Below are 25,567 nucleotides of genomic sequence, written 5' to 3' on the forward strand. Positions count from 1 at the left end.
GAAAAGCGGTCCCCTCCCTGCGGCACACTTTCTGAAAACTCCTTATATAGCGATACGCCATCCATCATGAGTAGATACTGGAGCCCGGCCATCAGCCAGCTGACCCCCTATGTTCCGGGTGAACAGCCAAAGGTTGATAACCTGATTAAACTGAATACCAATGAAAACCCTTACCCGCCCTCCCCCAGGGTTGCTGAAGCGATAAATAACTATCCGAAAGAGCGTCTGCGCCTCTATTGCGATCCCGATGCCACAGCGCTTAAAAATGCACTGGCGAATCATTTTCAGCTGCAATACAACAACATTTTTGTGGGTAACGGTTCCGATGAAGTACTGGCACTGGCATTTATGGCTTTTTTCCGTCAGGAGAAGCCGCTGCTGTTGCCGGAAACTACCTATAGTTTCTACGATGTCTACTGTCACCTGTATGACATTGAGTATCGTCAAATCCCGCTGACAAACGATTTTGAAATCAATTTTAGTGATTATGATCAGCCCAACGGCGGTATTATCTTCGCCAACCCCAATGCCCCTACTGGTCAGGAAACACCACTGGATCAGATAGAAACGCTACTGCAAAAAAACAGCGGTTCTCTGGTCATCGTTGATGAAGCCTATATCGATTTTGGCGGCAGCTCCGCGGTTGAGCTGACCCGCAAATATGACAATGTACTGGTGATTCAGACCTTCTCTAAATCCCGCAGCCTGGCAGGCCTTAGGATTGGCTTTGCCCTGGGACACCCAGACCTGATTGCCGGACTGGAACGGGTTAAAAACTCATTCAACTCTTACCCACTGGATAGTCTGGCAATTGCCGGCGCGGTTGCAGCACTTGAGGATACTGATTACTTCAATACAACCAACCAGAAAATAATCGATTGCCGCGAGTGGACCACGACCCAACTGGAGCAACTGGGTTTCAGGGTAATCCCCTCTAAAACCAACTTTGTCTTCACCAGTCATAAATCGATCAGTGGCACCGAGCTGATGCAATATCTGCGCAGTAATAATCTACTGGTCAGACACTTCAGCAAACCGGGTATCGAGAACTTCCTGCGTATCACCATTGGCACTTCCGATGAGATGAATACCCTCATTGAAACCCTGAAACGGCATCCGCAGATCTGATTGAATAACGGTGATTGAACTACCGTTAAAGCAGACTCGTCAAACAGCAGCCGGAAACGGCTGCTTTTTTATTGCTCGTATCTTTCCCTGCATTTGCCTCTATTCAGCAAAATGATGGTTATTCAGGCGCCTCCTCAATAGTACAGATCCTCTGACAGACAGCAGCACTATCCCACCAAACGCTATGATCACTGTTGAATTACTCTGCTGCTTCAGTTTCAGGACAACTATTACTTCTACTTCGGTAGCAAAAATCAGATAGAGGAAAGTAGATCAATAACCGCTTCTTTTATAAAGAAAACGATTGTCTGTGACTCCGATGAAATCTGTAAACGTTGTTAAAAAGTATTTACCCTTAGGGCACAGAGAGCACTGAGATAAGATGCTCTCTGTACTTCAGCATAGTCTGCTGACACAACTGAAAAAAGAGATCAGCCCGAAGGCCATCCAGCTATCAGCGAGAAAATTCCCCATCCCGGGCTATGCCCGTAAGTTCGGGCTTTGTACGGTGGATATGCAGTAAAACGCTCTCTTTAGAAGATTTATGACTATCCTATTTTGGCAACATTCAGGCCCAGACCTTTACAGAATGATGAAATTGGTGGATTGTTAATCAATTGGCAGTAGATGTAGGAGGCTGTATGCAAATAGATAGTTCGCCAGCGCATGCTGATAAAACGCTGTATCGTAGCTTTGAAACATTCGATATTGAACAGCACGCCAATGGTATGAGCGGCTGGCAGGTCAGTTACGATCAAGTGTCGGCTGGACAGTTCAGCGGTCATATTACAGAGCTTAATTTAAAAGACTTACAACTGGTACGTGACCGCTCAAACAGGGCTATCGTCAAGACAGGCAGAGCCTGGGAAGGCTCATTAAGTTTCAGCGTACCCTATAGGCCATTGCCTGAGCACTTCTATTGTGATGGCAATCTATCGTCCCCCGATAGCATACTAATCGCTAAAGGCGACTGTTTACCGGAATTATTAACACCCGAGAATTTAGATATTATCTGCATAACCGTAAATACAGAAACACTGATAAATACTGCAAGGCAGCAAAACATAGAATTCTACTTAGATAGCAATTCAGACGGGCACTATATTACTAAATTCAAACCCAACTTTGACCTTCTTCGTTATTTAAGAGAGGTACTATCTGAAGACAATATAAATACCCTTATAAAATATGAGAGCCTCCAGAAAAACGTAAAAGAGACCCTATCCCAACACCTGATTGACATCGTCGACCGTAAACAGGCGCAGTATTTAGGCCCGGTAGCACGTAAGAAAGTGGTCGACAAAGCGCGTGAATACGTACTTTCAAACCTTGAAGCGCCTCCTTCAATTATTGAGTTATGTAATATAATTGGTACCAGCAGACGTAAATTACAATACTGTTTTCAAGATACACTGGGCATTAATCCGGTAACATTTTTACGGCTTATTCGTCTGAATGCAGCTCATAGAGACTTATTAAATCAAAATAACGAAACTTCGGTTCAGGATATTGCGGCCAAATGGGGATTTTTACATCTGAGTCGTTTTTCTTCGGAGTACAAAACACTATTTAAAGAGCTACCTTCTGAAACATTGAGAAACAAACAATAAACTTTGCCAATTCTGGATAACCCATAATATTAAGTCGCTGTACTGTAAATATGTGAACAAAGATAACAATCACATATTATAACGAGAGCAACTTATGAAAAATTCAGTTCTATCAGGGTTATGCTATAGCACCTGTGTTGCCTTAGCCATTGCATCACTGCCTGGTCACGCCAGTGAAAATGGTGCTCCAACCACACCGATGGGTGTTTTCGAGTTTGGCACTGGCTTTATGCCTCCCGCAACTCCCACAGGAACTTTCGCTAGCCGGGCAGCCTATTACAGTACAGATAAAGTAGTTGATAGCCACGGCAAAAAAATAGCGGGCCAGGATCTGTCACTGGATGTGTTTTCGATTTCTGCGGTCTATTTGAAAATGACCGATGAAGAGATACTCGGTGCCAAGTATGGTTACTCCGCTATCCTCCCCTTCCTTTATATGAACGCTGATTTATCGGTTTCGGTTCCCAATGTCGGTGTTGTCTTTGAAGATCACGCAGATCTATTCAAGCAGGGAGACATGCAGATTATTCCACTGATCCTGCAATGGAATTTAGCGCCGAATCTGGCCATGAATACCCAGTTGCAGATTCAGCTGCCAACCGGAGACTACGATAAGAACAGACTGGTATCGCCTGGCCTGAATCACTGGGTTATTTCGCCTAACTATGGTGTGTCATACATTTCCGATGCTGGCTATGAGGTATCCTCAAGTTTCCAGCTGGATATCAGCTCTGAGAACCCAGATACGCATTATACCAATGGCGTTGAGTATCGACATGAGTTTGGTATCGGCAAACATACAGGCCCATGGACAGTTGGGCTGGGGGGATATTACTACCGTCAGTTAACCGATGATGAAGGGCCGGGTGTGATCGATGGTAACAAGGGAACCGTTACCGCACTGGGTCCTGCACTGAGCTATTTTTCACCCGGAAAGCCTGCCGTCTGGCTGCATGCCTACAAAGAGTTCGATGCTGAAAATCGCGCTGAGGGCTACAACATAGCGATACGTATAGCGATGAGCTTCTGAGGGTGAAAAAAATGGATAATCAAAATAGTAGTTCTGTCCGGACAGCCACAGGAAGACGCGAGGGTGTTCTGATCGCCCTGGGCAGTAGCCTGACCATTATGGGATCGGTGATGGTAGCACCTATGCTGCCGAAAATGGGCATGGAATTCGGCCCCACCCACCCTCAGGCGGAGATGTTATTACCACTGGCAATTACCGGTCCTGCACTGGCGATCGCGGTGTGCGCCCCCTTAGCGGGTTGGCTTTCAGACCGTACCGGACGAAAAAACCTGCTTATTATTGCCACTCTGTTGTATGCCTTACTGGGTGTACTGCCGGCGTTCCTGAATGGTCTGGACGGAATTGTAATCTCCCGTTTGCTGTTTGGCTGTGCTGAGGCGGCCATCATGACCTGTTGTACTGCTCTGATTGCCGATTACTGGCATGCAGAGGAACGACTTAAATTCGTTAATCTACAGGTAGTCTCCATTGGCTTAGTCGGATCCGCTTTCTTTGTGATTGGCGGGGTGTTAGGCGAACAATCCTGGCGGCTACCCTTCTATCTCTACCTGCTACCACTGTTGCTGATCCCATTTTTTATGCGGGTACTCTGGGAGCCCAAGCATCACGCGGCTCAACAGGTCAATGATACGACCTCACGGGTGGCCACTGTGCCTCTGATCGTAGGGTATGGGATGATCATGTTTGGTATGGTGCTCAACTTTATTGTACCGATCCAGGCACCCGCCTTACTGGTTTCCATCGGGGTAGTTTCAACCACCAAAATTGGACTGTCGGCAGGGCTGAGCCTGCTGGCCACCCTGGCAGGCTCGCTGCTCTGGCCTGTTTTCCGGCGTTCATTTGGTATTGCCGGCTGTAATGCTCTGCTAATGGCACTGATTGGTGTGGCGCTATGGCTCCTTGCCAATGCTAACTCCTATAACAAAGTGATCATCGCGGTCGCCATTCACGGTGTGGGTGCCGGACTGATGGTGCCAAATATCATGGCCGCCATAATGAATGCGCTACCCGCACCTGTGCGTGGACGCGGTATCGGTGGTTTTACTTCATGCCTGTATCTGGGGCAGTTCATCAGCCCGATAATTGTTGGGATTCTGATCGCCTCCGGTACAGATCTGCCAGGCGCTATTATACGCCTGTCCATAGCCAGCGCAGCAATCGCAACTATCTGGCTCATTGTGAGTTTTTTCAAGGGAAACAAAAGGACAGAGATGGCAGATAAGCCTGCGGCTTAGCACATCAGTCACATCGACTGATAACGCTTAACCGCTTAAAAAATGAATACGGCATATTGTTTCCGCTAGCCAGCTTAGTCGGACTGAAGACAGTGTGTCGGTTCTCCCTACTGACGTCTCAGGCAACTGAACTAACTCAATAAACACTTAAATAACCAGTTTAAAGGTGAGCGGTATGAAAGATATCCATAAACTCATGGACGAATGTGATGCGACGGCATTAGCCGGCTTGATTAAGCAGGGTGAGGTAAAAAAAACAGAGTTATTAGAAGCCAGCATAGAACGCCTGGAAAAGGTAAACCCTGCTCTCAATGCCGTCGCTGAAGAATTATATCAGAGCGCCAGAGATGCGGAACCAACATCCGGCGTATTTGAAGGTATCCCAACACTGGTAAAAGATCTGTTTGCGCCCGTAAAAGAAGCACGAATGACGAATGGATCTATCGCGCTGGGGGAAGCCCGTCCGCAGCTGGATGACTCCGTTGTCAGCCGTTTAAGGGAGTCCGGTATTCGTTTTATCGGCACCAGCACTGCGCCGGAATTCGGCACCTCTTACACAACAGAGTCAACGCGTTTTGGTGCAACCCATAACCCCTGGCATCTTCAGCACAGTGCCGGAGGTTCCAGCGGTGGTGCAGCAGCGATTGTAGCCTCGCGCGTGGTTCCTTTTGCGCATGGCAACGATGGTGGCGGTTCGTTGCGGGTACCGGCATCCTGTTGTGGTGTTTTTGGCCTCAAACCATCCCGCGGCAGAGTGCCCAGCGGCCCCCTGGTGGGAGAAGGCTGGGGCGGCATGGGAACGGCTCATGCAATCACCCTATCGGTACGCGATAGCGCAGCCCTGCTTGATATTGTCTCAGGGGCAGATCTTGGAGCACCTTATGCCAGCCCAACGGACAATAAACCTTTTGCTGCGTCATTGAATGACGACCCCCTTAAACCTCTGCGAATAGCGCTAATTGAGGACGCCGGTCCATGGCCAGTATCCCCGGCGGCTCTGGACAGCGTTCGACACGCAGCTAAACTCTGCAACACTCTGGGTCATCATGTTGAAGTGGTTAAATTTCCGGTAGACCTGCTGAGCTTTTTTGAAGCTGCTTTTAATATTATTGGCCCGAATACTAAAAGCTATGTCGATATGCTTGGCGATATGCGCGGCGCGCCTGTACAGAATGAAGAGCTGGAGCCCGCGACCCGTATTATCGTTCGGGAAAAAGGTACTATAAGCGCGGTACAATATGTCAGATCCATTGAGCAAATACATGCTTTAGGCCGTCAGATGGCTGCTTTCTTGCAAAAATTCGACCTGCTACTAACGCCGACGGTGGTCAGGGAGCCGCCTCAGATAGGCGAGTTGCACGTATTGGATGAATCGATGTCGCTCGAGCAGTTTATCGAGCTGTCACATAGCTACTCACCCTACACCGCAGTATTCAATGGCACAGGTCAACCGGCCATGTCGGTCCCCCTGTATTGGAGTAATAACGGTTTGCCAATCGGTTCGCATTTTGTTGGTCGCTTCGGTGATGAGGCCACTCTGTTTAAACTCGCCCGGCAACTCGAACAACTTCAACCCTGGAATCAGAGAGTTCCCCCGGTGAATGCCTGTATGCGTTAATGCATAATGAGACTGAAAAATATGGACCATAATAACCCTTCGGTATCCCGAGGGGTTATTGACTGAAGAAAAACGCTATTGAAGATCAACAGCAGGTGAGCACTACTTTGGGGGGCATGCTAAGCCAGGCATCACGGCTGAATCCTACCGTTAAGTCTAACGGAATTACTCACTGCCGCTTATACGGTTTCCGCCCTGCTGTTTAGAAAGCTGCAGGCAATCCTCTGCCCGGCTAAACATCGATTCAGCGCTGTCCACCTCCCCTGATAGCGTGGCAACACCAATACTGACAGTAAAATGGATATCGGTACCCGAATGGGGAGCCGACAGATCAGAGACCATACTGCTTACCCGCTTGGCTGCCAGAATACCCTGTTCAGCATTGGTTTCAGGCAGGAGTATAGCAAAACCATCTTCGCCAACACGGGCGAGAAAGTCGGCTGTGCGTTTGAGACTGTTGAGCGACTCAGCCAGACGCTTGAGAATCTGGTCCCCGACATCCCAGCCCCGCTGATCGTTAATCAGCCTCAGGCTATCGACATTAATCAGCATCAGACTACAGGTCCAGTCATAGCGAAGTGCCTGAGCGATGGACTGAGCAAGCACCGGCATAAGCGCCCTGCGGTTGTACATACCGGTCAGCAGATCTCTTTGTATCTGAGAGGTTTCCCGCTGAGCCATTTTGCGCCGACTGATATCTTCTATCCGGCAGACCACACTGGGCTCATCCCCGGCCGAGGGAGCCATGCGAACCTCAACCCAGCATGATTCCGCCATTCCCCTCTGTTGCAGGTAAACGATTACAGTCGGGTCAAACAAAACCTCTTTGACCATCAGCTGATTCAGGCTCAGAGACTTATCAATCATCCCCTGCAACATCGAGGCGATATCGCCGGGAAAAATGTCGTTGAGATTTTTACCGGTCAGTTCATCAGCCTCTCCCCAGGGGATTGGTGATTCGTTATGTGAGGAAAAAATGATCGTGCCAAGCTGGCTCAGAATCAGCACATCTTCAGAAAGGACATTGAGCAGAGCATCAATTCGGGATTGAAGAATATTGGCATTTTTCATTCGTAACTCCATGACAAATTGGTGTTAAGCTTCACTTATAACACAGGCTGGAGATCTATCAGAAGGAGCCGTTACCATTCTGTGTAGATAAATCAATTTAAAATAAAAAAACCCGCCGAAGCGGGTTTCTGAAAGTTCATACTCAGATACAGTAGCACTTGAGAGGAGGGAAACCGTTAAATTCAACCGAGCTGTAACTGGTTGTATAAGCCCCGGTTGAAAACCAGTAGAGCCGATCGCCGATCTCTAATGAAAGTGGCAGCTCATACTTATAGTTTTCGTACATAATATCCATGCTGTCACAGGTCGGCCCGGCCAGCACAACCTCTTCAGAGTCACCTTCACGCTCCGTTTCAAGCGGAAACTTAATCGCCTCACCCAGGGTTTCGATCAGACCATTAAACAGGCCTACATCGGTATAAACCCATCGATTCAGTGCCGTATGAGATTTGCGGGAGATCAGTACAACCTCACTGACCAGCAAACCACTGTCGCCCACCAAAGAACGTCCCGGCTCCAGAATAATCAGTGGCGGGTTATCACCGAAGTCTTCCATCAGATAGCGGGTAATCTCTTCACAGTAGACAGAAAAATCGTTCGCTTTGGTCAGGTATTGTGCCGGAAATCCGCCGCCCATGTTGATCATGCGCAACTCAATACCACACTCGCTACGAAGCCGTTCGAAGATAACCTTCACCTTAGCGATAGCCGCATCCCAGACATCGATCAGGCGTTGTTGTGAGCCGACATGAAATGAGATTCCATAAGGCTCGAGGCCCAGCTTTTTAGCCATAATCGCCAGATCGAGCGCCATATCAGGGTTACAACCAAACTTACGGGAAAGCGGCCAGTCCGCGCCCTCTGCACCCTCTGTCTGGATACGGATATAGACCCGTGACCCCGGTGCGTATTCCGCGATATTTTCAAGATCGGCTTCGGAGTCGGTGGCATACAGACGCACACCTTTTTCATAAAAATAGCGAATATCTTCACGCTTCTTAATCGTATTCCCGTAACTGATCCGGTCAGGTGTTACATTGTGCGACAACACCTGATCCAGCTCATATATGGAAGCGATATCAAAACTGGAACCCAGATCCGCAAGCAGCCCCACAATTTCTGGATGTGGATTCGCTTTAACCGCGTAGTAGATAGATGCAAAGTCAAATCCGCTCTTCAGTTCCTGATATTTCTCTGCAACCGTTTGCAGGTCAATCAATTGGAACGGAGTCTGATACTGATCGGCCGCCTGTTTAAGGCGTGCCCATTTTTCAGAAGAGATATGATCCGGAAGTTTCATCACTATTTTTACCTGTACTCCTGCCGGTTTCTCCGGCGGAAAAGAGGAGGGTTAGCTCCATTAGAAAAAGCGCAGTATAGTTAAAACGCCCCCTCTGTAAAGTGAATTTTTAAGCCGATGAAAATATATTTCACGCTTATAATCAAACAACCATTTCGCCCCCCTGTGTTATAATTTTTTCTATCTCAGCGAAGGACTTGGCCTCGTACATGACCTCAAACCCAACCTTGAGTTTACGTGAGATATCGCTGGCAGAAATGATACCCCTGACACGCCTGATCCCCAGCTCTGTTTCATCGACCACCAGCAGGTGCTGATCCCCCGAGTTCTTCAGTGTCAGCATGATATCGCCGATTCTGGAATGACGGATCTGATCAAAGGTCAGTGAACGCAGATACTGTTTATGCAGCATAATATGCCCTACCGCCACCTCACTCCGGGTGACGCCGTGGTTCTGCATATAAATAATCACTTTGCTGCCAGCAATATCCTGCGCACTGATCACACCCACGAATTTGCCCGCCAGAGTAATGACAAACAGCATTCGCACATGCTGGTTTTTCATCCGCTCAAGGGCTTCGTCTACCGATACGCCTTCGGTTACAGTGATCGGCACTGTCTGACTGAAATCGGTCATCACTTCACTGGCAGGACTCCGCAGGCTGACCGGCTCCTGATTCACATCAGGGGTGAGCAGATGTTCAACTTCACAATTGTCCAGCAAACGTAAAGGATAAAATTCCTGAAACACAGGCACCTCCAAATCTTATTTTTATAATGTTTTATCAGCATAGTTCTGTTTTGGGGTGCTCTGCCAGTATATTGATCCTTAAACCCTTAAAAACTCAGATAAAAGGTCAGCCCCAGTCCGGCAACAAACATCAGTGAAACAACACTGTAAGCAACCAGAACAGATTCATTGTCTGCATCATCCTGGTAAGCTCTGCTATCCCAGAAAGGGCGGCGAGACTCCCTCAGTGCTTCCGCCCGGGTCACGCCTATATCGCTGAGCGTCCGGGCATCAAGTTGACGGAGCAAACGCCTGCTGTAGTAAGTTTGCCGGTATTGTTTTAACCGTATAAGCATCTTAGACATTTAGAAACCCTCCATAATAGGGCTTCAGTTTATGGATTTATCTGATACCATTACAGATTCAAAAACATTAAATACAAACCATTACAGATAGAAATAATCTCTATCTGTAATGGTTTAAAGATAAAAACCTGTACTGCTTTCTACACTGAACGGGACCATTCTGATGAAACTGTATGAACAAGTCGCCACAACGCTGAAAGACCGGATTGATCTTGGTTATTACCACCAGGGGGATAAACTGCCTTCGGTACGGGGGTTAAGTCAGGAACACGGCGTCAGTATCTCGACAGTACAGGAAGCTTATGGTCTGCTCATTGATGATGGGATCATTGAGTCCCGCCCCAAGTCGGGGTATTACGTTTTGCTACGTCAGGCTCCACCAGAACTCCCCGCCACCAGCAACCCGGCACCACAACCGTTGGTGGTGGCTCAATGGCAAAAGCTGCAACACATGATCAATGAATATGGCAGCCAAGAAACTACCAAACTGAGTCTGGCACTGCCGGACACTAATGCCTCTACCCTGAAACCGTTAACACGACTCATGGCTGAACTCAGCCGTAATACTGACAGCCATGTGCTCGATTATGAACAGGCAGCGGGTTCTGACCTGTTGCGTCACCAAATCGCCCGGGTGATGGTGGACTCTGGTTGCCGTGTCCACCCTGAAGAAATCATTATCACGTCGGGATGCCAGGAAGCACTGTCCTGCAGCCTGAGAGCAGTCACAGAACCTGGTGATATTGTTGTGGTTGATTCACCCAGTTTTTTTGGCTCGGTACAGGCGATTAAGATCAACGGTGTAAAAGCACTGGAAATCCCCACGAATCCCAAAACGGGTATATCCCTTGAAGCACTGGAGATGGCGTTCGAACAATGGCCCATTAAAGCCTGCCTGCTGACACCGACAAACAATAACCCGCTCGGTTATTCTATGCCGGACCAGAACAAACTCCGGCTGCTGGAACTACTTAACCGCTACGATGTGCCGCTGATTGAGGACGATGTTTACGGCGATCTGAGCTATACCCTGCCCCGGCCGAGAACGATCAAATCGTTCGATACCCAGGGTCGGGTGATTCTCTGCTCCTCATTTTCAAAATCAATCGCGCCTGGAATCCGGGTCGGCTGGATCGCCCCCGGCCGCTATCGGGAGCATATAATGATGGTTAAATATCTCTCCAGTCTTTCGACTCCGAAACTGACTCAGATGGCAGTGGCCGAGTTTATTGCACAGGGCTATTACGAAAAACATCTGCGCCGGGTGCGCCGGGACTACCAACGTGATCGTGACGCGGTGATCGGCTGGTTAAAACGGGATATGCCGGAAGGCACCCGCATCAGCTATCCTCAGGGGGGCTATCTTTTATGGGTGGAATTACCGGATCACATTGATGCCAATGAACTGAACAAACGTGCTAAAGCACAGGGCATCAGTATCGCTCCCGGAACACTGTTCTCCGCCTCAGGAAAATACCGGAACTTTATGCGCATCTGTTGTGTAAACAGTTCCAATCCTGCACTGGAAAAAGCGATCACAACATTGGGGCTACTCAGCAAAGAGATGATGGTACAAACACTGCTGCCTCATGAGTAGACTATTACAGCTAAAACGCACTTGAAAAAATCTCGTCTTATACACTCCCATGGCTGCGATTTTTGACTAAACTTTACTCATACGTCAAGAGGCAATAGCCTGGAGGGGCTGTTGTCATTTTTTATAGTGATCCGAGGAGTATAGAATGTGAATGGATATAATCTGGAGTCACGGGTAAAAAGTCTCGAGGTACTCACCTCTCTGCTTCTGGCAATAACCAACAATATACAACAGGGCTCACCTGCGCCATTGGAAACACTCAGACACCTTCTTAACGCGCACCCCGATATACAAACAGAAGATTTGCTTAGTTATCTGGAAGAGTTAGAGAGCACCGCAGAACTTCTTAAGCAGCACTAGTTCCAACCGTTTTCTTTAAATATCTAAGCCTTATCGCTAAACCCGGTTATATGCCAAACACTCACCCGTGAGGCATAGCCGGGTTAGCGTCCCAGTATAACTCCCGCCATGACAACTGTTCAGATTCAGAGAGAAACGTCCAGGCTAACAAACGGCTGACTTTCATCCCCTGGGACATACTCACGACCGTCACCCGCCGGGCGCCGGCATTTTTTAAGGCCCGCTTCAGCTGGATAATATTTTCATGTTTTGAGACCAGAGCGCTGAACAGATAGCACTGCTGAGAAAACTCCCGACTCTGTAAAATCATCCGTTTAAGAAAAGCCAGTTCCCCGCCGTCACACCACAGCTCATTACTCTTGCCACCGAAGTTAAGTTTTACGTTCTCAGCGGACTTTCCCAGGTTGCGAAGTTTTCGCTGACTGCCTGCTTCAGCCTCCTGTGCGGAGCTGTGAAAGGGAGGATTACACAGGGTGAAGTCAAACCGGTCCGATGGTTTTATAACGCCCCTGAAGATATTTCTGCCATCCGCTTGCAAGCGACTCTCGATCAGTCCCCTGAGGGAAGGGTTTGCGTCAGTGATCAGATTAGCAGTATTCACCGCAACCGGGTCGATATCTGTTCCGACAAACTGCCAGCCATAAGTCCGACAACCAATAATAGGATAGATACAGTTTGCGCCCGTCCCGATATCCAGCCCTTTTATTTTTCGGCCTTGCGGCACTACACCGGCATTATCTCCGGCCAGCAGGTCTGACAGGTGGTGAATATAATCTGCACGCCCCGGAATGGCCGGGCACAGATATCCAGAAGGCATATCCCAGAAACGAATACCATAATACTGCATCAGCAGTGCCTGGTTCAGAGCTTTAACCGCATCAGGGTCATGAAAGTCGATTGTCTGACTGCCAAACCGGTTGACTGAGACATAAGGCCTGAGTTCAGCGTAAAGCTGACAGAGCCTGTCAAAATCATACCGTCCCTGATGGGGATTTCTGGGATGCAATCGGGGCGACTGTTTCCCTTCACGATGCTGTGCTTTAACCATAACCTGGAATAACCCTGCGTTGAATTGTACGCATTGTATCCTAAGTCAGGCAGAAAATGAGCGATTAGCGGATCTCAATAAAAGGCAGCCAGCGTTTCTCGAGGTCAGCCCTGTCGATATCATACTCACCAACCGGCGGCTGGCTGAGATCGTCTGGTGGGGACGCCAGCAGATTCAGATCCAGTGCCTGTGCGGTGCCATGAATCCCATTATCTGTTAACGCCATTTTGTAGTAGATACCGTTCCAGAAATTTGCACCAAAAGCTTCCGGCTTCTTAAACATAAACAGCAGATCATGCTCCAGCCATCTGAGATCATCAGCACTGATGGTTCTCGGCTGTTCATAAGGGTAAGGGATAAAGCACCAGAGTTCTGGTCCTTCGAGGCATTTCATCTCTTTCATGGAGAGGAAGTAGTCTTTAAACAAGTGATGGTCCAGGGTGATCTTATAACTGAACTGACCATTCTCACCAGCGGTCAATATCAGCTCGCCAATACGTTGCTCACTGCCATCTTTCTGTTGCAGATGGATCTGTTTGACGCCCTCGCTTAAACTGGCCGCGCCAACCGGTGTCACCAGGAAAAACAGCGAAACAAGCAGCATCAATCCAGCAAATAATTTATTCATCACGGCGCTCCTGACTATTGTTCTTCAAGTTTAGGAGGCTGAAGCGGAAGCACTATGGTACTTCAGTACTGTTTTATTACTTCGCAACGCTGAACTTTCAGCTCAATATGGATACAATGCCTGACCTTGCTTAGTGCCAGTCATAAATAAAAATAACCTGAGGTTACAAAAGGGATTTAATGAATACTGAATACCTGAAAGGATTTCTGCTAACCTCGCTAGGTGTGCTGATATTGAGTTTTGATGCCCTGCTAATCAGGCTGATTCAGGCAGAGCCCTTCAGTCTGCTGTTCTGGCGCGGCCTGCTGCTGGGTCTGATGGTCGCTCTCTGGTGTCGCTACCGATACCCGGGAAAACCACTGTTTTATCGCGACTGGGCCTACATCCGCTCAGCAGTGTTTTACAGCATCTGTTCAATACTGTTTGTCACCGCGGTTCATCACACCTCGGTGGCCAATGTTCTGGTTATCATCAGTGCCCAGCCACTGTTTGCGGCGATTATCGCGCGGCTGTTTATTGGTGAGCGCTCGGCCCCCATTACCTGGATCGCGATAGTGATCTCCATGCTGGGCATCGGCTGGGTCATGAAAGACTCCTGGTCCAGCCCCAACCTCGAAGGAGACCTGATGGCACTCTTTTGTGGCATCGCTCTCGCGGCTAAGTTTGTTAACGACCGCGCCGTAAAACATCGTAATATGACCCCTGCACTGATCACTTCAGGTCTGCTAGTGAGCCTGACCAGTCTGTTCTTTGCCTCACCTCTGGCACTATCGGGCACAGACTGGGGGTGGATGCTGTTATTGTGTGTTATTGTTGTGCCGATCGCTTTTGTACTGATTACCCTGGGTCCCACCCGGATCTCGGCGGCGGAAGTGGGTATGCTGATGCTACTGGAAACAGCCTGCGGCCCGCTGCTTGTCTGGCTATTTATAGATGAAGAGCCCAGTTTGGCAGCACTGCAAGGCGGCGCACTGGTCATACTTACTCTGTTAATCCATGGCTATCTCCGCTGGCAAAAATAAGTGTGCATCACTCTGTTTAAAAAAACATTTGCATCAGCCCCCCTGAATCGTAAGAATAAGATAACTAGTTTAGATATTAAGAATCTCATATGCGTAAATTCGAAGACTCACTGCCACTGCAACTACTCAAAGCCCGGGAAGCGACAATGGCATATTTTCGCCCACTGCTTCAGGAAAACAACATCACTGAACAGCAATGGCGTGTTCTAAGAGCGCTCAAAGCCTATGAGGAGTTGGAATCAAAACAACTGGCAGAACATTGCTGTATTCTCAGCCCAAGCCTGACAGGTATTATCAAACGCCTTGAGCAGCAGGGGTATATAAAACGGAAAAAATCAGAAGAGGATCAGCGTCGCACACTGTTAAGCCTGACAGATAAAGCCCTGGATCTGTTTCAGCGTCTCAGCCCGGATGTTGATTCACGCTACAAAGCGTTTAGTGAACGCTACGGTGAAGAAAAACTCGAGCAGCTAACCCGGCTACTCAAAGAGTTGACTGAACTGGAAGCCTGAGCAGCCAAAACCTGATTCGGCCAGTCAGGTGTTTGAGGAAGAAAAATAAACAGAAAAAGTGGCGCAAGCGCCACCTCTGTAACAGAATCAAAGCGACTCCTGTCAACACACGCTATCAGCGCTGTAAACCACCAATACAGATATACTTAGTTTCCAGATAGTCATCCAGACCGTACTTAGAGCCTTCACGTCCCTGACCCGACTCTTTAACGCCGCCAAACGGAATCACTTCAGAACTGATAGCCGTCTCATTCACGCCCACCATGCCATACTCGATCCCTTCTGACACCCGCCAGATACGACCGACATTCTCGGTGTAGACATACGCCGCCAGACCGAACTCAGTATCGTTGGCCATCGCAATCGCCTGCTCTTCGGTGCTGAACTTAAACACCGGCGCCACCGGACCAAAGATCTCTTTAGAGAAGATACTCATGCTGTCATTCACATTGGTCAGTACAGTCGGCTCGTAGAAACAGTTGCCCAACGCTGAAGGCTGACCACCAGTAACTACGCTGGCCCCCTGCTTCACCGCATTCTGCACGATAGCATCGATATCACTCAGCGCTTTCTTCGACACAACAGGACCGTGAGTCGTATCAGCATCAAAGCCATAACCCAGCCGGAACTCTTTGACTGCTGCGGCAAACTTTTCCACGAAGGCATCGTAGATCCCTTCCTGCACCAGCAGTCGGTTGGCACAGATACAGGTCTGTCCGGAATTACGGTATTTAGACACCAGCGCACCTTTGACCGCCAGATCCAGATCCGCATCATCAAAGATAATCACCGGTGCGTTGCCGCCCAACTCCATTGAGGTACGTTTAACGGTATCGGCGCACTGTTTCATCAGCAGTTTGCCGACCGGAGTGGAGCCGGTAAAAGTCAGCTTCTTAACCACCGGATTAGAGGTCATCTCCCCCCCCACCTTCGAAGAATTCGCACTCGGCAGCACACTGAACAGACCCGCAGGCAGACCCGCACGATTAGCCAGCTCAGCCAGCGCCAGTGCCGACAACGGCGTCTCGGCCGCCGGTTTCAGAACGATTGCACAACCCGCTGCCAGTGCCGGCGCAGCCTTACGGGTGATCATCGCATTAGGAAAATTCCACGGCGTAATGGCGGCAACCACACCGACCGGCTGCTTAATCACAATACTGCGCCGGTCATTAGCGGAAGGCAGTACGTCGCCGTAAACCCGCTTGCCCTCTTCGGCAAACCATTTCAGATAGGATGCGCCGTACAGCACTTCACCTTTAGACTCAAACACAGGTTTACCCTGCTCGATAGTCATGATGGCCGCCAGATCATCGATATTCTCAAGAATCAGAGCGTGCCAGCGCTCCAGAATCTCTGAACGCTGCCCCGCTGGCAGCGCTTTCCAATCAGCCATAGCTATATTGGCTGCAGCAATGGCACGGGCTGTCTCAGCTTGTCCGACACTGGCCACTTCAGCCACAACATCGCCGGTAGCCGGGTTCAACACCTTAAAGGTCTCACCCGTATCACCATCAACCCACTGCCCGCCAATAAACGCCTGAGTCTTAACCAACGAGGAATCTTTCAGTTCTAATTTCATAGTTATCTCTTTTAACATTGTCGGGCTGCTGCGTCCCGGTGGAATCAATTCTTGTTGATATAATACACAACACTACTTAACATGTTAAGTTTTTATATTTTTCTGACTCAAGCAGCCATCTTGCTATGATGATTTTGAGCGGTAAAACTGCTCCATCAACACCGGGCTTTCAGGCAATGTTGAGCCCCCATCGACCGTGATTGTCTGGCCGGTAATATACGCGGCCTGCTCCGAAGCAAGGAACAACATCGCATGGGCGATATCAGCCGGTGTCCCCAGATACCCTGCTGGAATCTGGCTGGCCATCTCCTGCAAACCGGTTTCATCAACCAGCGCCCCCATTGCCGGTGTCAGAATATAACCCGGCTCAACGCCATTGACGGTTATATTCTCCCGGGCAAACTCCATCGCAGCGCTGCGGATAAATCCATTCAGACCGCTCTTGGATGCCGCATAATGTGCTGTTTCCGGCATCACAACTTTGGGACCGGTCACCGATGAGGTAAAAATAATTCGTCCGAATGGTGCCTGTCGCAGATAGGGTAAGGCCGCCTGAGTCAGCCAGAAGGCGGCCTTCAGATTAACAGACAGGGTCATATCCAGCTGTTCATCCGTTAAGGTCTCGATGGACTGCATCGGATAGACCGCTGCATTATGAATAACGATATCGAGGCGACCATACAGCGCTATTGCTTTATCAACCAGGCTCTCATTTTCAATGCGGCTGCCCACATCACACTGAATCAACGCAGCCTGACCGCCCGCCTTGATTATATTATCGACCGTCTCCTGGCCGTTTGCAGCAGTGCGGGTCGCCACAACGACCGCTGCACCGGCGGCCGAGAAAGCATACGCAAGCCCCTCACCGATGCCCTGTCCGGCCCCCGTAATAATGGCAACTTTACCGCTCAGATCGATATGCATAATCCACTCCTGAATAATATTTAGGCTACCAAGAAAACTCTGTGAGCCACTGTCTCTGTCGTCGATGCCGAAAAACAAGCCACCGCGTACGATGACTTGTCGTAAAGCGTCGCTAAAGCAACCCCGGGCAATATCAGGACTGCGACAGAAACCGCTTTGCCTGCTGGCAGGCCATTCGGATCAGTTCAGGCGCCAGTTCCTGTGCCGTTTTCGTCTCCTGACGGCTGCGAATCCAGCCAAGATAGGTAAAACCCCGGGCCGTAAGGAACAGCTCCAGCAATCCCTGATCCGCTTCACTCAGGTTCCGCTGCTGACGATAGCCATCGAACAGTGCCTGCTTAGCGATGTCATAGCATTCCTCTTCAATAATAAAATAGAGCGCGGTTGCCAACTCAAACATATGCCAGCCAAAACCGGCATCATCAAAGTCCAGCAGTCGAACCCCGGCCCCATCGGCCATCAGGTTTTCGGGCACGAAATCGGCGTGAATCAGGCTGTAATTCTGCGACGACTTATCTAACTGCTGTAGCCTGAGCCGGATTTTTTCCCGGACTTCAATAATCAGCGCTTTCTGCTCAACCGTCAGCAATTCCAGCTCCCAGAAACGCCCCCAGAATGGCTGTTCGCCCACCAGACCATCACAGTCCCAGGCGTGCCTTTCAAACCCCTCAGGCAACTGCCAGTCGCCAGACTGGTTATGCAGCCGGCCTGCTGTTTCACCGATAGCAAAATAGAGGGCGGAGATCTGCGCAGCATTATCGCCCAGCCCATGCTCTACTGAACCGAGCTGCTCACCTTCAATCCAGGCAAACAGATCGATCTGCCGCGGTTCAGGAATGCTGTCTAACGCTTCAGTGATGAGCAGTTCGCCTGCTGCGGTAGGGATCACTTCAGGCACCAGAACACCGACGTTATTCAACGCCTCCATCCATTGAAGCTCTGAGCGTAAAGCGGTATCACTGTGGTATCCAGGGCGATGCATACGCAGCGCGTAGCGAACACCAGCGGTCGTCACCACTTCAAATACAGCGTTTTCCCGATATTTGATCAGTTCAATACTGCGGGCATCCAACTGCCAGTGACACAGCGCTTTTTGCGCTAGTTGTTGCAGTCGTTCACACTGCTGCGCCGGACTTATCTCATAAAAACGATTCATCCAGCCATCTCCCGGCTAACGATTTCAAGCACGTCATCGAGCGTAGCAATCAACAGATCCGCGTGTTCTGGCTGGAAAGGCATCGGCGGACGCAGTTTCAGGATCGAATCGGTGACGCCGATGGTGCTGATCAGCACGCCCCGCTCCCGCATCAGGTTAATGATCCGGCGAGACTCTATTATGGCAGGCACTTTGGTCGCCCGGTCAGTCACCAGCTCAACCCCAAAGAACATTCCCAGATCGCGCACATCGCCGATCAAAGGATACTTATCCTGTAACTTACGCAGACCCGCCGTAACATAGGCACCGGTGGACACGGCATTTTCCATTAAACGGTCTTCCTGCAGCGCATCCAGCACCGCCATACCCACGGCACAAGAGACCGGTGTTCCGCCAAAGGTATTGAAATACATCGCCTCCTTGCTGAACGCCTCAATCATATCGGCACGGGCGATCACCCCTGCCAGCGGATGGCCATTCCCCATAGGCTTACCCATGGTGACAATATCCGGCGTCAGGTCATACCATTGGTGCGCCCAGAAATGCGCACCGCTGCGACCAAACCCCGCCTGCACTTCATCGGCAATCATCACACCGCCCGCCTTACGCACCATCGCAACGGCTTTCTCCAGGAAGCCCTTAGGCACCGTTAGCAGACCTTCATTGGCAAAATCGGGACACACTAACATACCGGCAACATTGATCCCTTCGGCTTCAAATTCATCGATAGCCTGCTGTACTTGTGCTGCATATGCATCCGCCAGATCACTTTCAGCCACACCGCTGATCCCCCGATAGGAATCGGGGATGGAAAAGGATTTCACCCGTTTAGTATGCTTCGCTTCCGGCATAAATCCGGTACCCAGTTCGGCAACCGCTTCGGTGTTGCCGTGGTAAGCAAAATCGGTGACGATGATGCCCTGATTACCGGTGTAAAACCGGGCCATCCGCAGTGCCAATTCATTGGCTTCACTGCCGGTACAGGTGAGCATCGCCATACTCAGGCCATCGTCGAAGGTTGTGGTCAGACGCTCAATATACTCAACGATATTATCGTGCAGATAGCGGGTATGGATATTCAGTGTCGACGCCTGCTTATACAGCGCTTCAACTACCCGGGGATTGCAGTGCCCCACATGAGGCACATTGTTATAGACATCCAGATATTTTCTGCCGTCATTGTCATACAACCACACCCCCTCTCCCCGCACCAGGTGCAACGGTTTCTCGTAAAAAAGCGGGGAGCTTTTACCCATAACATTGTAACGACGCTGTAATAATTCGGTATTAGTAATGGCTGACATAATATCGTCCTGTAGTACGGCAGGGGCTTACCCTATTTGTAATTGAAGGGCAGTATCTAAGGAATAAACGACATGCGGCATCCACCATTGGATGGAGTCGAAAAAATAGGCCGATAATTGAATAAGAAAATCTAGGCTTGTAAGTCAAGCAGGACTTTAGCAACCAGCTCGCTGCGAGACTGCACTGAAACTTTCTGAAATATGTGATGCAGGTGAGTCTTGACCGTTGCCAGCCCCAGACCGAGATCAACCGCAATCTCTTTATTACTGGCACCGCTCAATAACAACTCAATAACATCCAGCTCACGCTCAGTCAGTCCGTATTTATCAGTGATAGAGCTACGTTCCTGCTGACGCTGCGGCAGATAAACAGCGTTGAGACTATATTCGAGAAACGGTTGTAACTTACGCAATAGTACTAACTCTTCCCCGTTATAGTTGCCCATCGCCTCCTCACGCAACATAGATAACACGGCGATAATCCGGCCCTCATGACGAAAAAACATATCCGCCACATAACGGTGATTATTCGGCACCATAAATTCCTGGTAATAAATAGTCTGCTTAAGGATATGCGGCGACATCTGCGAATCCAGCGTCACCACCCGGTCATCTGTATGACTGAATCGCTCTGGACTAAGCGGATCCATTTTGCCATAGGTTGTATCGTACTGTTTTTCAATACCGGTGCTTCGGCTGTATACCACTGCCCCGCGGTGATGCATATCCGGTTCCATCAGAAAAAAAACAGACTCACTCAGGGGTATCAGGTCATTCATTAACTCCAGCGCCTTACGCTGAAATTCATTAGGAAAAACATTCTTATGCTGTGTCATACACTAACCTGCCCGCCCCTGCATAAATAACCCTTTCCGCATCCTGTCAGAACCCGAACGGGAATACAAACTCTGCTTATCAACCATATGGTTGATTACTTTTAAACCGGATAACGGGTCGAATAAAGCTGCAGCATATGTGGTTATCTACCCCCTTCAGTAACCACCGCTGCCATAAAAAAAATACCAAGAATCCCCCGGAGGATCATGTCGATGACACAGCACTTTAAACAAAAGCTCTCTGCCGTAGCTCTGGGCTCAGCCATTGCCCTGGCTTCAGGCTCTGCCTCTGCTTATAACCTCTATAGCGAAAACGGCTCTGAACTGAATCTGGATATCGAAGCGATAGTTGGTACGTTCAGCAGCGATGAAAACTACTTTGGTAAAAGCGGTGACGGCTCCAACTGGCAGGAAGCCTACCTGAAAGCGGGTTTCAGTGGCAGCCACGACATTAACGACTCAGCCGCTGTTTATGGTGGTATTAACGTTGTATCTTCCGGTACCTGGGGTGACGGTGATGCTGGTGCTAACAGTGACGGTAGTGAACGTCGTACCGCACTGGAAGATGCTTATATAGGTTTCCGTAATGGCATGGTCGATCTCTCTTTCGGGCGCCAGAATTTTTCTATAGGTGATGGTTTCCTTATCAACGGCGACGCCCTGAACCTGGGTGAAGGCGTATTCCCAGACTCTAACCGTGGTGGCGCATACTGGCTGGCAGCCCGTAAAGCATTCGACAAGACCGCAATCGCCCGCATTGGCGGTGAAGACGGGTTACGCGGTGACCTGTTCTACCTTGGGTCAGATAATAAGGCTCAGAGTGAAGTAGAGCTGGGCGGTGCAAACATTGAGTATATTACCGAGAAAGGCACTTTCGGTGCGACATACATCAAAGGCCTTGACGCTGTGGACAATGCTACACGCGATGGTCAGAAAACGGTCAGTGTTCGCTTTCAGGGTAATGCCGGTGTTGAAAATCTGTTCCTGTCTGCCGAGTATGCCGATCAGACTCAGGGCGATGACTCCGCTGACGCAAACGCATGGTATGCCGAAGCAGGCTGGACCTTTGCCGATGTCGCCTGGTCTCCACAACTAACCTATCGTTATACCAAGTATGAAGATAACTTCGACTCCCTGTTTTACGGATTTAATCGCGGCTACGGCACCTGGTTCCAGGGTGAGGTTGCAGCCAACTACGCCGGTCCATTTGGTTCATCTGCCGAGATCCAGCATATTGCGCTGAAAGCCTCTCCGACTGAGATGCTGTCTGTTGGCGCGCTGTTCTTTGATTTCAGCAACTCAACCACGTTTGGCGCAAACTCCGATGGCCAGGAAGTAGATCTGTACGCTGAATGGGTAGTGAATGATCACCTGATCATCAGCCCACTAATCGGTGTTTACTCCCCCGATAGCGATAATGCTACACAGAATACCAACGACGATAACGTCTATGCTCAAATCATCGCTATCGTTCCTTTCTAAAAAACAGGCTTTATCTATATAACTATAAAAGAGCCCTGTTTATGCAGGGCTTACTTGTCTTCAGGAGAATCAAGATGCTGACCTCATTTTCATTAACCATTAATGGCGAAAAACTAGCCGGAGCCTCCGGAAACTTCGATGTTATTAACCCCGCAACTGAAACCGTAGCGGCCGTGGCTCCACTAGCCTCTGTCGAGCAGCTTGATCAGGCAGTTACAGCGGCAGCTAATGCGTTTAAAACCTGGCAGCATACCCCGGATGAACAACGTCAGTCTCTGATGCATAAGATTGCCGATCTGATTGAAGCCAATGCCGATGAACTGGCGGAAATCATTGTTCTGGAGCAAGGTAAGCCGATGTTTCTGGCCCAGGCAGAAGTCGGTGGAGCGGTCGCCTGGACCCGCTACAATGCAGACCTGAATATTCCGGTAAAAATTATCGAGGACAGTGAACACAAACGGATTGAGGCTCACCACAAACCGCTGGGGGTTGTTGCCTCTATCACTCCGTGGAACTGGCCGCTGATGATCGCTATCTGGCACATCATGCCTGCACTACGCACCGGTAATACCGTCATCTGCAAACCATCAGAATATACGCCCTTAAACACCCTGCGACTGGTTGAGCTGATCAACGAAGTCCTGCCTGCTGGCGTGGTCAACGTGGTAACCGGACAAGCCGAAATCGGTGGCAGGATCAGTAGCCATCCAGGTATCAGTAAAATTGTCTTTACCGGATCAACCCCCACCGGACAGCGGATCATGAGCAGTGCCGCAACAAACCTGAAGCGACTGACACTGGAACTGGGGGGTAACGATGCCGCCATCGTCCTGCCGGATGCCGATGTAGATGCCATTGCCGAAGGAATCTTCCAGACTGCATTCCTGAATATGGGCCAGACCTGCGCTGCCCTGAAGCGTCTTTATGTGCATGACGATATCTATGATGCGCTGTGTAACAAGCTTACTGAGATTGCTCAGGCACAGGTTGTTGGTAATGGTCTTGAAGCTGGAACCACATTCGGTCCGATACAAAACGCCAACCAGTTCAGAATCGTCAGCGAACTGGTAGACGATGCAAAAGCCAATGGTGCACGAATCCTCTGCGGAGGTGAACCACTGGAAGGCAATGGCTATTTCTATCCGCCGACCATTGTTGCCGATATCACGGACGGTGTCCGCCTGGTCGATGAAGAGCAGTTTGGCCCGGTACTGCCTGTTATTCGCTTTACCGACGTGGAAGATGCTCTGGCCCGGGCGAACTCAGCCAATGTTGGCCTGGGTGGATCAGTATGGTCCGCAAATATTGAGAAAGCCACGCAGATAGCCTGCCAGCTTGAATGCGGTACCGCCTGGATTAACGGACACGCTGAAGTACTTCCCCACGCACCTTTCGGTGGTTGTAAGATGTCGGGCTTCGGTGTCGAATTCGGCGAAGAGGGGATGCTGGAATATACCAGCATGCAGGTTATCAATATCAATAAATAGTCCCTCAGCCAGAGGTTATGCGGGGGCAGATACCCCCCGCTTTTTCCTATATCTATGACACAAAAACGATGACCGATATAAACCTTATTGACGATCTTAAAGGTCGTGGACTGATCGCCCAGCAAAGCGGCGATGCCGAAAAACTGACTGAACATCTGAAACAAACACGAACGCTGTATTGTGGTTTTGATCCAACCGCAGACAGCCTGCATATTGGCCACCTGGTGCCCTTGTTAATGCTTAAACGTTTTCAACTGGCGGGACACCGGCCTATAGCACTGATTGGTGGGGCAACCGGAATGATTGGCGACCCCAGTTTTAAAGCCACAGAGCGAAGTCTGAATACGGTTGAAACGGTTGATCAGTGGATTCAGAGCATAAGTGATCAGCTCGCCCGCTTTATCGACTTCGACTGCGGCGCCGAATCAGCCATGATCGCGAATAATCGTGACTGGATGGGCAGCATGGATATCATGAGTTTTCTGCGAGATATCGGCAAACATTTCTCGGTGAATGCAATGATTAACAAGGAATCCGTACGTCAGCGTATTGAACGCCCGGATCAGGGGATCTCCTTTACTGAGTTTTCCTACAGTTTGCTGCAGTCTTACGATTTTTCCGAGCTTAACCGCAGCTATGAGTGCTCTCTGCAAATCGGCGGTAATGACCAGTGGGGCAACATTACGGCAGGTATTGACCTGACCCGGCGACTCAATAGTACTCAGGTGTTCGGGATGACCCTGCCACTGATAACCAAAGCCGACGGTACCAAGTTTGGTAAAACCGAATCCGGCGCTGTCTGGCTGGACCCAAAAAAGACCTCGCCCTACAGTTTTTACCAATTCTGGATCAATACCGCCGATGCCGATGTATATCGCTTTTTGCGCTATTACACTTTTTTACCGCTTACAGAAATTGAGCAGATTGAGCAAACCGACCAACTGAGCGGATCAAAACCGCAGGCTCAGCGCATTCTTGCGGAGCAGATGACCCGTCTGGTGCACGGAGAAAACTCACTTGTACAGGCCCGGCGAATCTCTGAAGCATTGTTCAGCGGGCGTGCCGATGCGCTCAGCGATGATGAATTCAGGCAGCTTGAGCTGGATGGTTTGCCTGCCTGCGAAGCAACCCCGGAGATGACCGTCACAGATCTTCTGGTGACCTCAGCCCTGGCCTCCTCCCGACGTCAGGCGCGGGAATTTATCGCAGCGGGTGCAGTACAGCTAAACGGTAAAGCCGTTAAAGAACCCGACCATTTAATCAATGTGGACAATGTGCTGCATGAACGGTTTCTGCTGCTACGCAGGGGGAAGAAAAACTTCGCGCTTGGCTGTCTGAATGAGAACAACCTGGAAGGTGATAAACAGGTCCATACTGATCGTTAAAACAAACAACCTCAACCCTTTGGCTGATACCGCTCTGGTCATGATGCGGGCCTAATAAAGCGGTCTGTTACACTGGCTTAACAGATTAGTTCCAGCACCCACTCGGCACCTGTCAACCGCCACGTCAGCAGTGTTGGTTCATCTTCTTCTCTCATGAAGA

At 49.7% G+C, this 25,567-nt stretch carries 24 protein-coding genes; 13 read left to right on the forward strand and 11 right to left on the reverse strand.

The features are described 5' to 3' along the window. Nucleotides 1–66: 66 nt before the first annotated feature. The 6 genes from KDX31_10800 (at nucleotide 67) to KDX31_10825 (ending at nucleotide 6,621) form a co-directional block, all read left to right on the forward strand. A complete protein-coding gene (locus KDX31_10800; GenBank protein ID UTW05369.1) occupies nucleotides 67–1,128 on the forward strand; it encodes a histidinol-phosphate transaminase in 1,062 nt (353 codons plus the stop codon). A gap of 382 nt (nucleotides 1,129–1,510) precedes the next feature. Beyond that, nucleotides 1,511–1,651, forward strand: a complete 141-nt coding sequence (locus KDX31_10805; protein ID UTW01856.1) for a hypothetical protein — start codon at nucleotides 1,511–1,513, stop codon at nucleotides 1,649–1,651. 118 nt (nucleotides 1,652–1,769) lie between these two features. Further along, entirely contained in the window at nucleotides 1,770–2,738 is a 969-nt protein-coding gene (locus KDX31_10810) for a helix-turn-helix domain-containing protein (GenBank protein UTW01857.1), read from the forward strand. Between the two features lie 94 nt (nucleotides 2,739–2,832). After that, on the forward strand, nucleotides 2,833–3,768 hold the full coding sequence (locus KDX31_10815) for a transporter (protein ID UTW01858.1): 936 nt from the start codon (nucleotides 2,833–2,835) through the stop codon (nucleotides 3,766–3,768). A gap of 11 nt (nucleotides 3,769–3,779) precedes the next feature. After that, nucleotides 3,780–5,003, forward strand: coding sequence for an MFS transporter (locus KDX31_10820; protein ID UTW01859.1), 1,224 nt, complete (start codon nucleotides 3,780–3,782; stop codon nucleotides 5,001–5,003). Nucleotides 5,004–5,178: 175 nt separating this feature from the next. Next, complete coding sequence (locus KDX31_10825; GenBank protein ID UTW01860.1) at nucleotides 5,179–6,621, forward strand: amidase; 1,443 nt, start codon at nucleotides 5,179–5,181, stop codon at nucleotides 6,619–6,621. A gap of 165 nt (nucleotides 6,622–6,786) precedes the next feature. Here KDX31_10825 and KDX31_10830 read toward each other — a convergent pair whose 3' ends face one another. From KDX31_10830 to KDX31_10845, 4 genes are all read right to left on the reverse strand, one after another. Beyond that, entirely contained in the window at nucleotides 6,787–7,692 is a 906-nt protein-coding gene (locus tag KDX31_10830) for a GGDEF domain-containing protein (GenBank protein UTW01861.1), read from the reverse strand. A gap of 142 nt (nucleotides 7,693–7,834) precedes the next feature. After that, nucleotides 7,835–8,998, reverse strand: coding sequence for a type III PLP-dependent enzyme (locus tag KDX31_10835; GenBank protein UTW05370.1), 1,164 nt, complete (start codon nucleotides 8,996–8,998; stop codon nucleotides 7,835–7,837). A 136-nt stretch (nucleotides 8,999–9,134) separates the two neighbouring features. Next, nucleotides 9,135–9,743, reverse strand: coding sequence for a CBS domain-containing protein (locus KDX31_10840; protein ID UTW01862.1), 609 nt, complete (start codon nucleotides 9,741–9,743; stop codon nucleotides 9,135–9,137). An 86-nt stretch (nucleotides 9,744–9,829) separates the two neighbouring features. After that, nucleotides 9,830–10,087 carry a DUF1127 domain-containing protein gene (locus KDX31_10845; GenBank protein ID UTW01863.1) on the reverse strand — a complete coding sequence of 86 codons (258 nt, stop codon included), beginning with the start codon at nucleotides 10,085–10,087 and terminating at the stop codon, nucleotides 9,830–9,832. 163 nt (nucleotides 10,088–10,250) lie between these two features. Here KDX31_10845 and KDX31_10850 point away from each other — a divergent pair, with 163 nt between their 5' ends. Together KDX31_10850 and KDX31_10855 are read left to right on the forward strand one after the other, a co-directional pair. Beyond that, the gene (locus KDX31_10850; protein UTW01864.1) at nucleotides 10,251–11,684 is read left to right on the forward strand and encodes a PLP-dependent aminotransferase family protein; all 1,434 of its coding nucleotides are present in this window, start codon (nucleotides 10,251–10,253) and stop codon (nucleotides 11,682–11,684) included. Between the two features lie 147 nt (nucleotides 11,685–11,831). Continuing rightward, the gene (locus KDX31_10855) at nucleotides 11,832–12,044 is read left to right on the forward strand and encodes a hypothetical protein (GenBank protein UTW01865.1); all 213 of its coding nucleotides are present in this window, start codon (nucleotides 11,832–11,834) and stop codon (nucleotides 12,042–12,044) included. A gap of 61 nt (nucleotides 12,045–12,105) precedes the next feature. On the opposite strand, the gene rlmF is transcribed toward KDX31_10855, so the two are convergent. Further along, entirely contained in the window at nucleotides 12,106–13,092 is a 987-nt protein-coding gene (gene rlmF, locus KDX31_10860) for a 23S rRNA (adenine(1618)-N(6))-methyltransferase RlmF (GenBank protein UTW01866.1), read from the reverse strand. Nucleotides 13,093–13,156: 64 nt separating this feature from the next. After that, a complete protein-coding gene (locus KDX31_10865) occupies nucleotides 13,157–13,720 on the reverse strand; it encodes a hypothetical protein (GenBank protein UTW01867.1) in 564 nt (187 codons plus the stop codon). Between the two features lie 179 nt (nucleotides 13,721–13,899). Here KDX31_10865 and KDX31_10870 point away from each other — a divergent pair, with 179 nt between their 5' ends. Further along, nucleotides 13,900–14,742: an EamA family transporter gene (locus KDX31_10870; protein UTW01868.1), complete on the forward strand. Its 843-nt coding sequence runs from the start codon at nucleotides 13,900–13,902 to the stop codon at nucleotides 14,740–14,742. Between the two features lie 89 nt (nucleotides 14,743–14,831). Continuing rightward, on the forward strand, nucleotides 14,832–15,254 hold the full coding sequence (gene hpaR / locus KDX31_10875) for a homoprotocatechuate degradation operon regulator HpaR (protein ID UTW01869.1): 423 nt from the start codon (nucleotides 14,832–14,834) through the stop codon (nucleotides 15,252–15,254). A gap of 115 nt (nucleotides 15,255–15,369) precedes the next feature. Here the strand turns inward: hpaR and KDX31_10880 are convergent, their stop codons facing one another. The 5 genes from KDX31_10880 to KDX31_10900 all read right to left on the reverse strand — a co-directional run bounded on the left by KDX31_10880 (nucleotide 15,370) and on the right by KDX31_10900 (nucleotide 21,053). Continuing rightward, the gene (locus tag KDX31_10880; protein ID UTW01870.1) at nucleotides 15,370–16,833 is read right to left on the reverse strand and encodes an NAD-dependent succinate-semialdehyde dehydrogenase; all 1,464 of its coding nucleotides are present in this window, start codon (nucleotides 16,831–16,833) and stop codon (nucleotides 15,370–15,372) included. A gap of 123 nt (nucleotides 16,834–16,956) precedes the next feature. Beyond that, a complete protein-coding gene (locus KDX31_10885; protein UTW01871.1) occupies nucleotides 16,957–17,757 on the reverse strand; it encodes an SDR family oxidoreductase in 801 nt (266 codons plus the stop codon). A gap of 133 nt (nucleotides 17,758–17,890) precedes the next feature. After that, complete coding sequence (locus KDX31_10890; protein ID UTW01872.1) at nucleotides 17,891–18,913, reverse strand: phosphotransferase; 1,023 nt, start codon at nucleotides 18,911–18,913, stop codon at nucleotides 17,891–17,893. Further along, nucleotides 18,910–20,217: an aminotransferase class III-fold pyridoxal phosphate-dependent enzyme gene (locus KDX31_10895; protein ID UTW01873.1), complete on the reverse strand. Its 1,308-nt coding sequence runs from the start codon at nucleotides 20,215–20,217 to the stop codon at nucleotides 18,910–18,912. The genes KDX31_10890 and KDX31_10895 overlap by 4 nt, the downstream gene beginning before the upstream one ends. 131 nt (nucleotides 20,218–20,348) lie before the next feature. Then, nucleotides 20,349–21,053 carry a response regulator transcription factor gene (locus tag KDX31_10900; protein UTW01874.1) on the reverse strand — a complete coding sequence of 235 codons (705 nt, stop codon included), beginning with the start codon at nucleotides 21,051–21,053 and terminating at the stop codon, nucleotides 20,349–20,351. Nucleotides 21,054–21,266: 213 nt separating this feature from the next. Between KDX31_10900 and KDX31_10905 the strand changes: the two genes are divergently transcribed. From KDX31_10905 to tyrS, 3 genes are all read left to right on the forward strand, one after another. Beyond that, nucleotides 21,267–22,535: a hypothetical protein gene (locus tag KDX31_10905; protein ID UTW01875.1), complete on the forward strand. Its 1,269-nt coding sequence runs from the start codon at nucleotides 21,267–21,269 to the stop codon at nucleotides 22,533–22,535. A gap of 74 nt (nucleotides 22,536–22,609) precedes the next feature. Then, the gene (locus KDX31_10910) at nucleotides 22,610–24,022 is read left to right on the forward strand and encodes an aldehyde dehydrogenase family protein (protein UTW01876.1); all 1,413 of its coding nucleotides are present in this window, start codon (nucleotides 22,610–22,612) and stop codon (nucleotides 24,020–24,022) included. 77 nt (nucleotides 24,023–24,099) lie between these two features. Further along, nucleotides 24,100–25,407, forward strand: coding sequence for a tyrosine--tRNA ligase (gene tyrS, locus KDX31_10915; GenBank protein ID UTW05371.1), 1,308 nt, complete (start codon nucleotides 24,100–24,102; stop codon nucleotides 25,405–25,407). Nucleotides 25,408–25,567 lie beyond the last annotated feature (160 nt).

The organism is Amphritea atlantica (assembly GCA_024397875.1).
In the GTDB taxonomy this organism is placed as follows: Bacteria; Pseudomonadota; Gammaproteobacteria; order Pseudomonadales; family Balneatricaceae; genus Amphritea; species Amphritea atlantica_B.

Coding starts and splice junctions, on each gene's coding strand:
- KDX31_10800 (UTW05369.1), top strand. CDS start 67: ATGAGTAGATACTGGAGCCCGGCCATCAGCCAGCTGACCCCCTATGTT.
- KDX31_10805 (UTW01856.1), top strand. CDS start 1,511: ATGCTCTCTGTACTTCAGCATAGTCTGCTGACACAACTGAAAAAAGAG.
- KDX31_10810 (UTW01857.1), top strand. CDS start 1,770: ATGCAAATAGATAGTTCGCCAGCGCATGCTGATAAAACGCTGTATCGT.
- KDX31_10815 (UTW01858.1), top strand. CDS start 2,833: ATGAAAAATTCAGTTCTATCAGGGTTATGCTATAGCACCTGTGTTGCC.
- KDX31_10820 (UTW01859.1), top strand. CDS start 3,780: ATGGATAATCAAAATAGTAGTTCTGTCCGGACAGCCACAGGAAGACGC.
- KDX31_10825 (UTW01860.1), top strand. CDS start 5,179: ATGAAAGATATCCATAAACTCATGGACGAATGTGATGCGACGGCATTA.
- KDX31_10830 (UTW01861.1), bottom strand. CDS start 7,692: ATGAAAAATGCCAATATTCTTCAATCCCGAATTGATGCTCTGCTCAAT.
- KDX31_10845 (UTW01863.1), bottom strand. CDS start 10,087: ATGTCTAAGATGCTTATACGGTTAAAACAATACCGGCAAACTTACTAC.
- KDX31_10850 (UTW01864.1), top strand. CDS start 10,251: ATGAAACTGTATGAACAAGTCGCCACAACGCTGAAAGACCGGATTGAT.
- rlmF (UTW01866.1), bottom strand. CDS start 13,092: ATGGTTAAAGCACAGCATCGTGAAGGGAAACAGTCGCCCCGATTGCAT.
- KDX31_10865 (UTW01867.1), bottom strand. CDS start 13,720: ATGAATAAATTATTTGCTGGATTGATGCTGCTTGTTTCGCTGTTTTTC.
- KDX31_10870 (UTW01868.1), top strand. CDS start 13,900: ATGAATACTGAATACCTGAAAGGATTTCTGCTAACCTCGCTAGGTGTG.
- hpaR (UTW01869.1), top strand. CDS start 14,832: ATGCGTAAATTCGAAGACTCACTGCCACTGCAACTACTCAAAGCCCGG.
- KDX31_10880 (UTW01870.1), bottom strand. CDS start 16,833: ATGAAATTAGAACTGAAAGATTCCTCGTTGGTTAAGACTCAGGCGTTT.
- KDX31_10885 (UTW01871.1), bottom strand. CDS start 17,757: ATGCATATCGATCTGAGCGGTAAAGTTGCCATTATTACGGGGGCCGGA.
- KDX31_10890 (UTW01872.1), bottom strand. CDS start 18,913: ATGAATCGTTTTTATGAGATAAGTCCGGCGCAGCAGTGTGAACGACTG.
- KDX31_10895 (UTW01873.1), bottom strand. CDS start 20,217: ATGTCAGCCATTACTAATACCGAATTATTACAGCGTCGTTACAATGTT.
- KDX31_10900 (UTW01874.1), bottom strand. CDS start 21,053: ATGACACAGCATAAGAATGTTTTTCCTAATGAATTTCAGCGTAAGGCG.
- KDX31_10905 (UTW01875.1), top strand. CDS start 21,267: ATGACACAGCACTTTAAACAAAAGCTCTCTGCCGTAGCTCTGGGCTCA.
- KDX31_10910 (UTW01876.1), top strand. CDS start 22,610: ATGCTGACCTCATTTTCATTAACCATTAATGGCGAAAAACTAGCCGGA.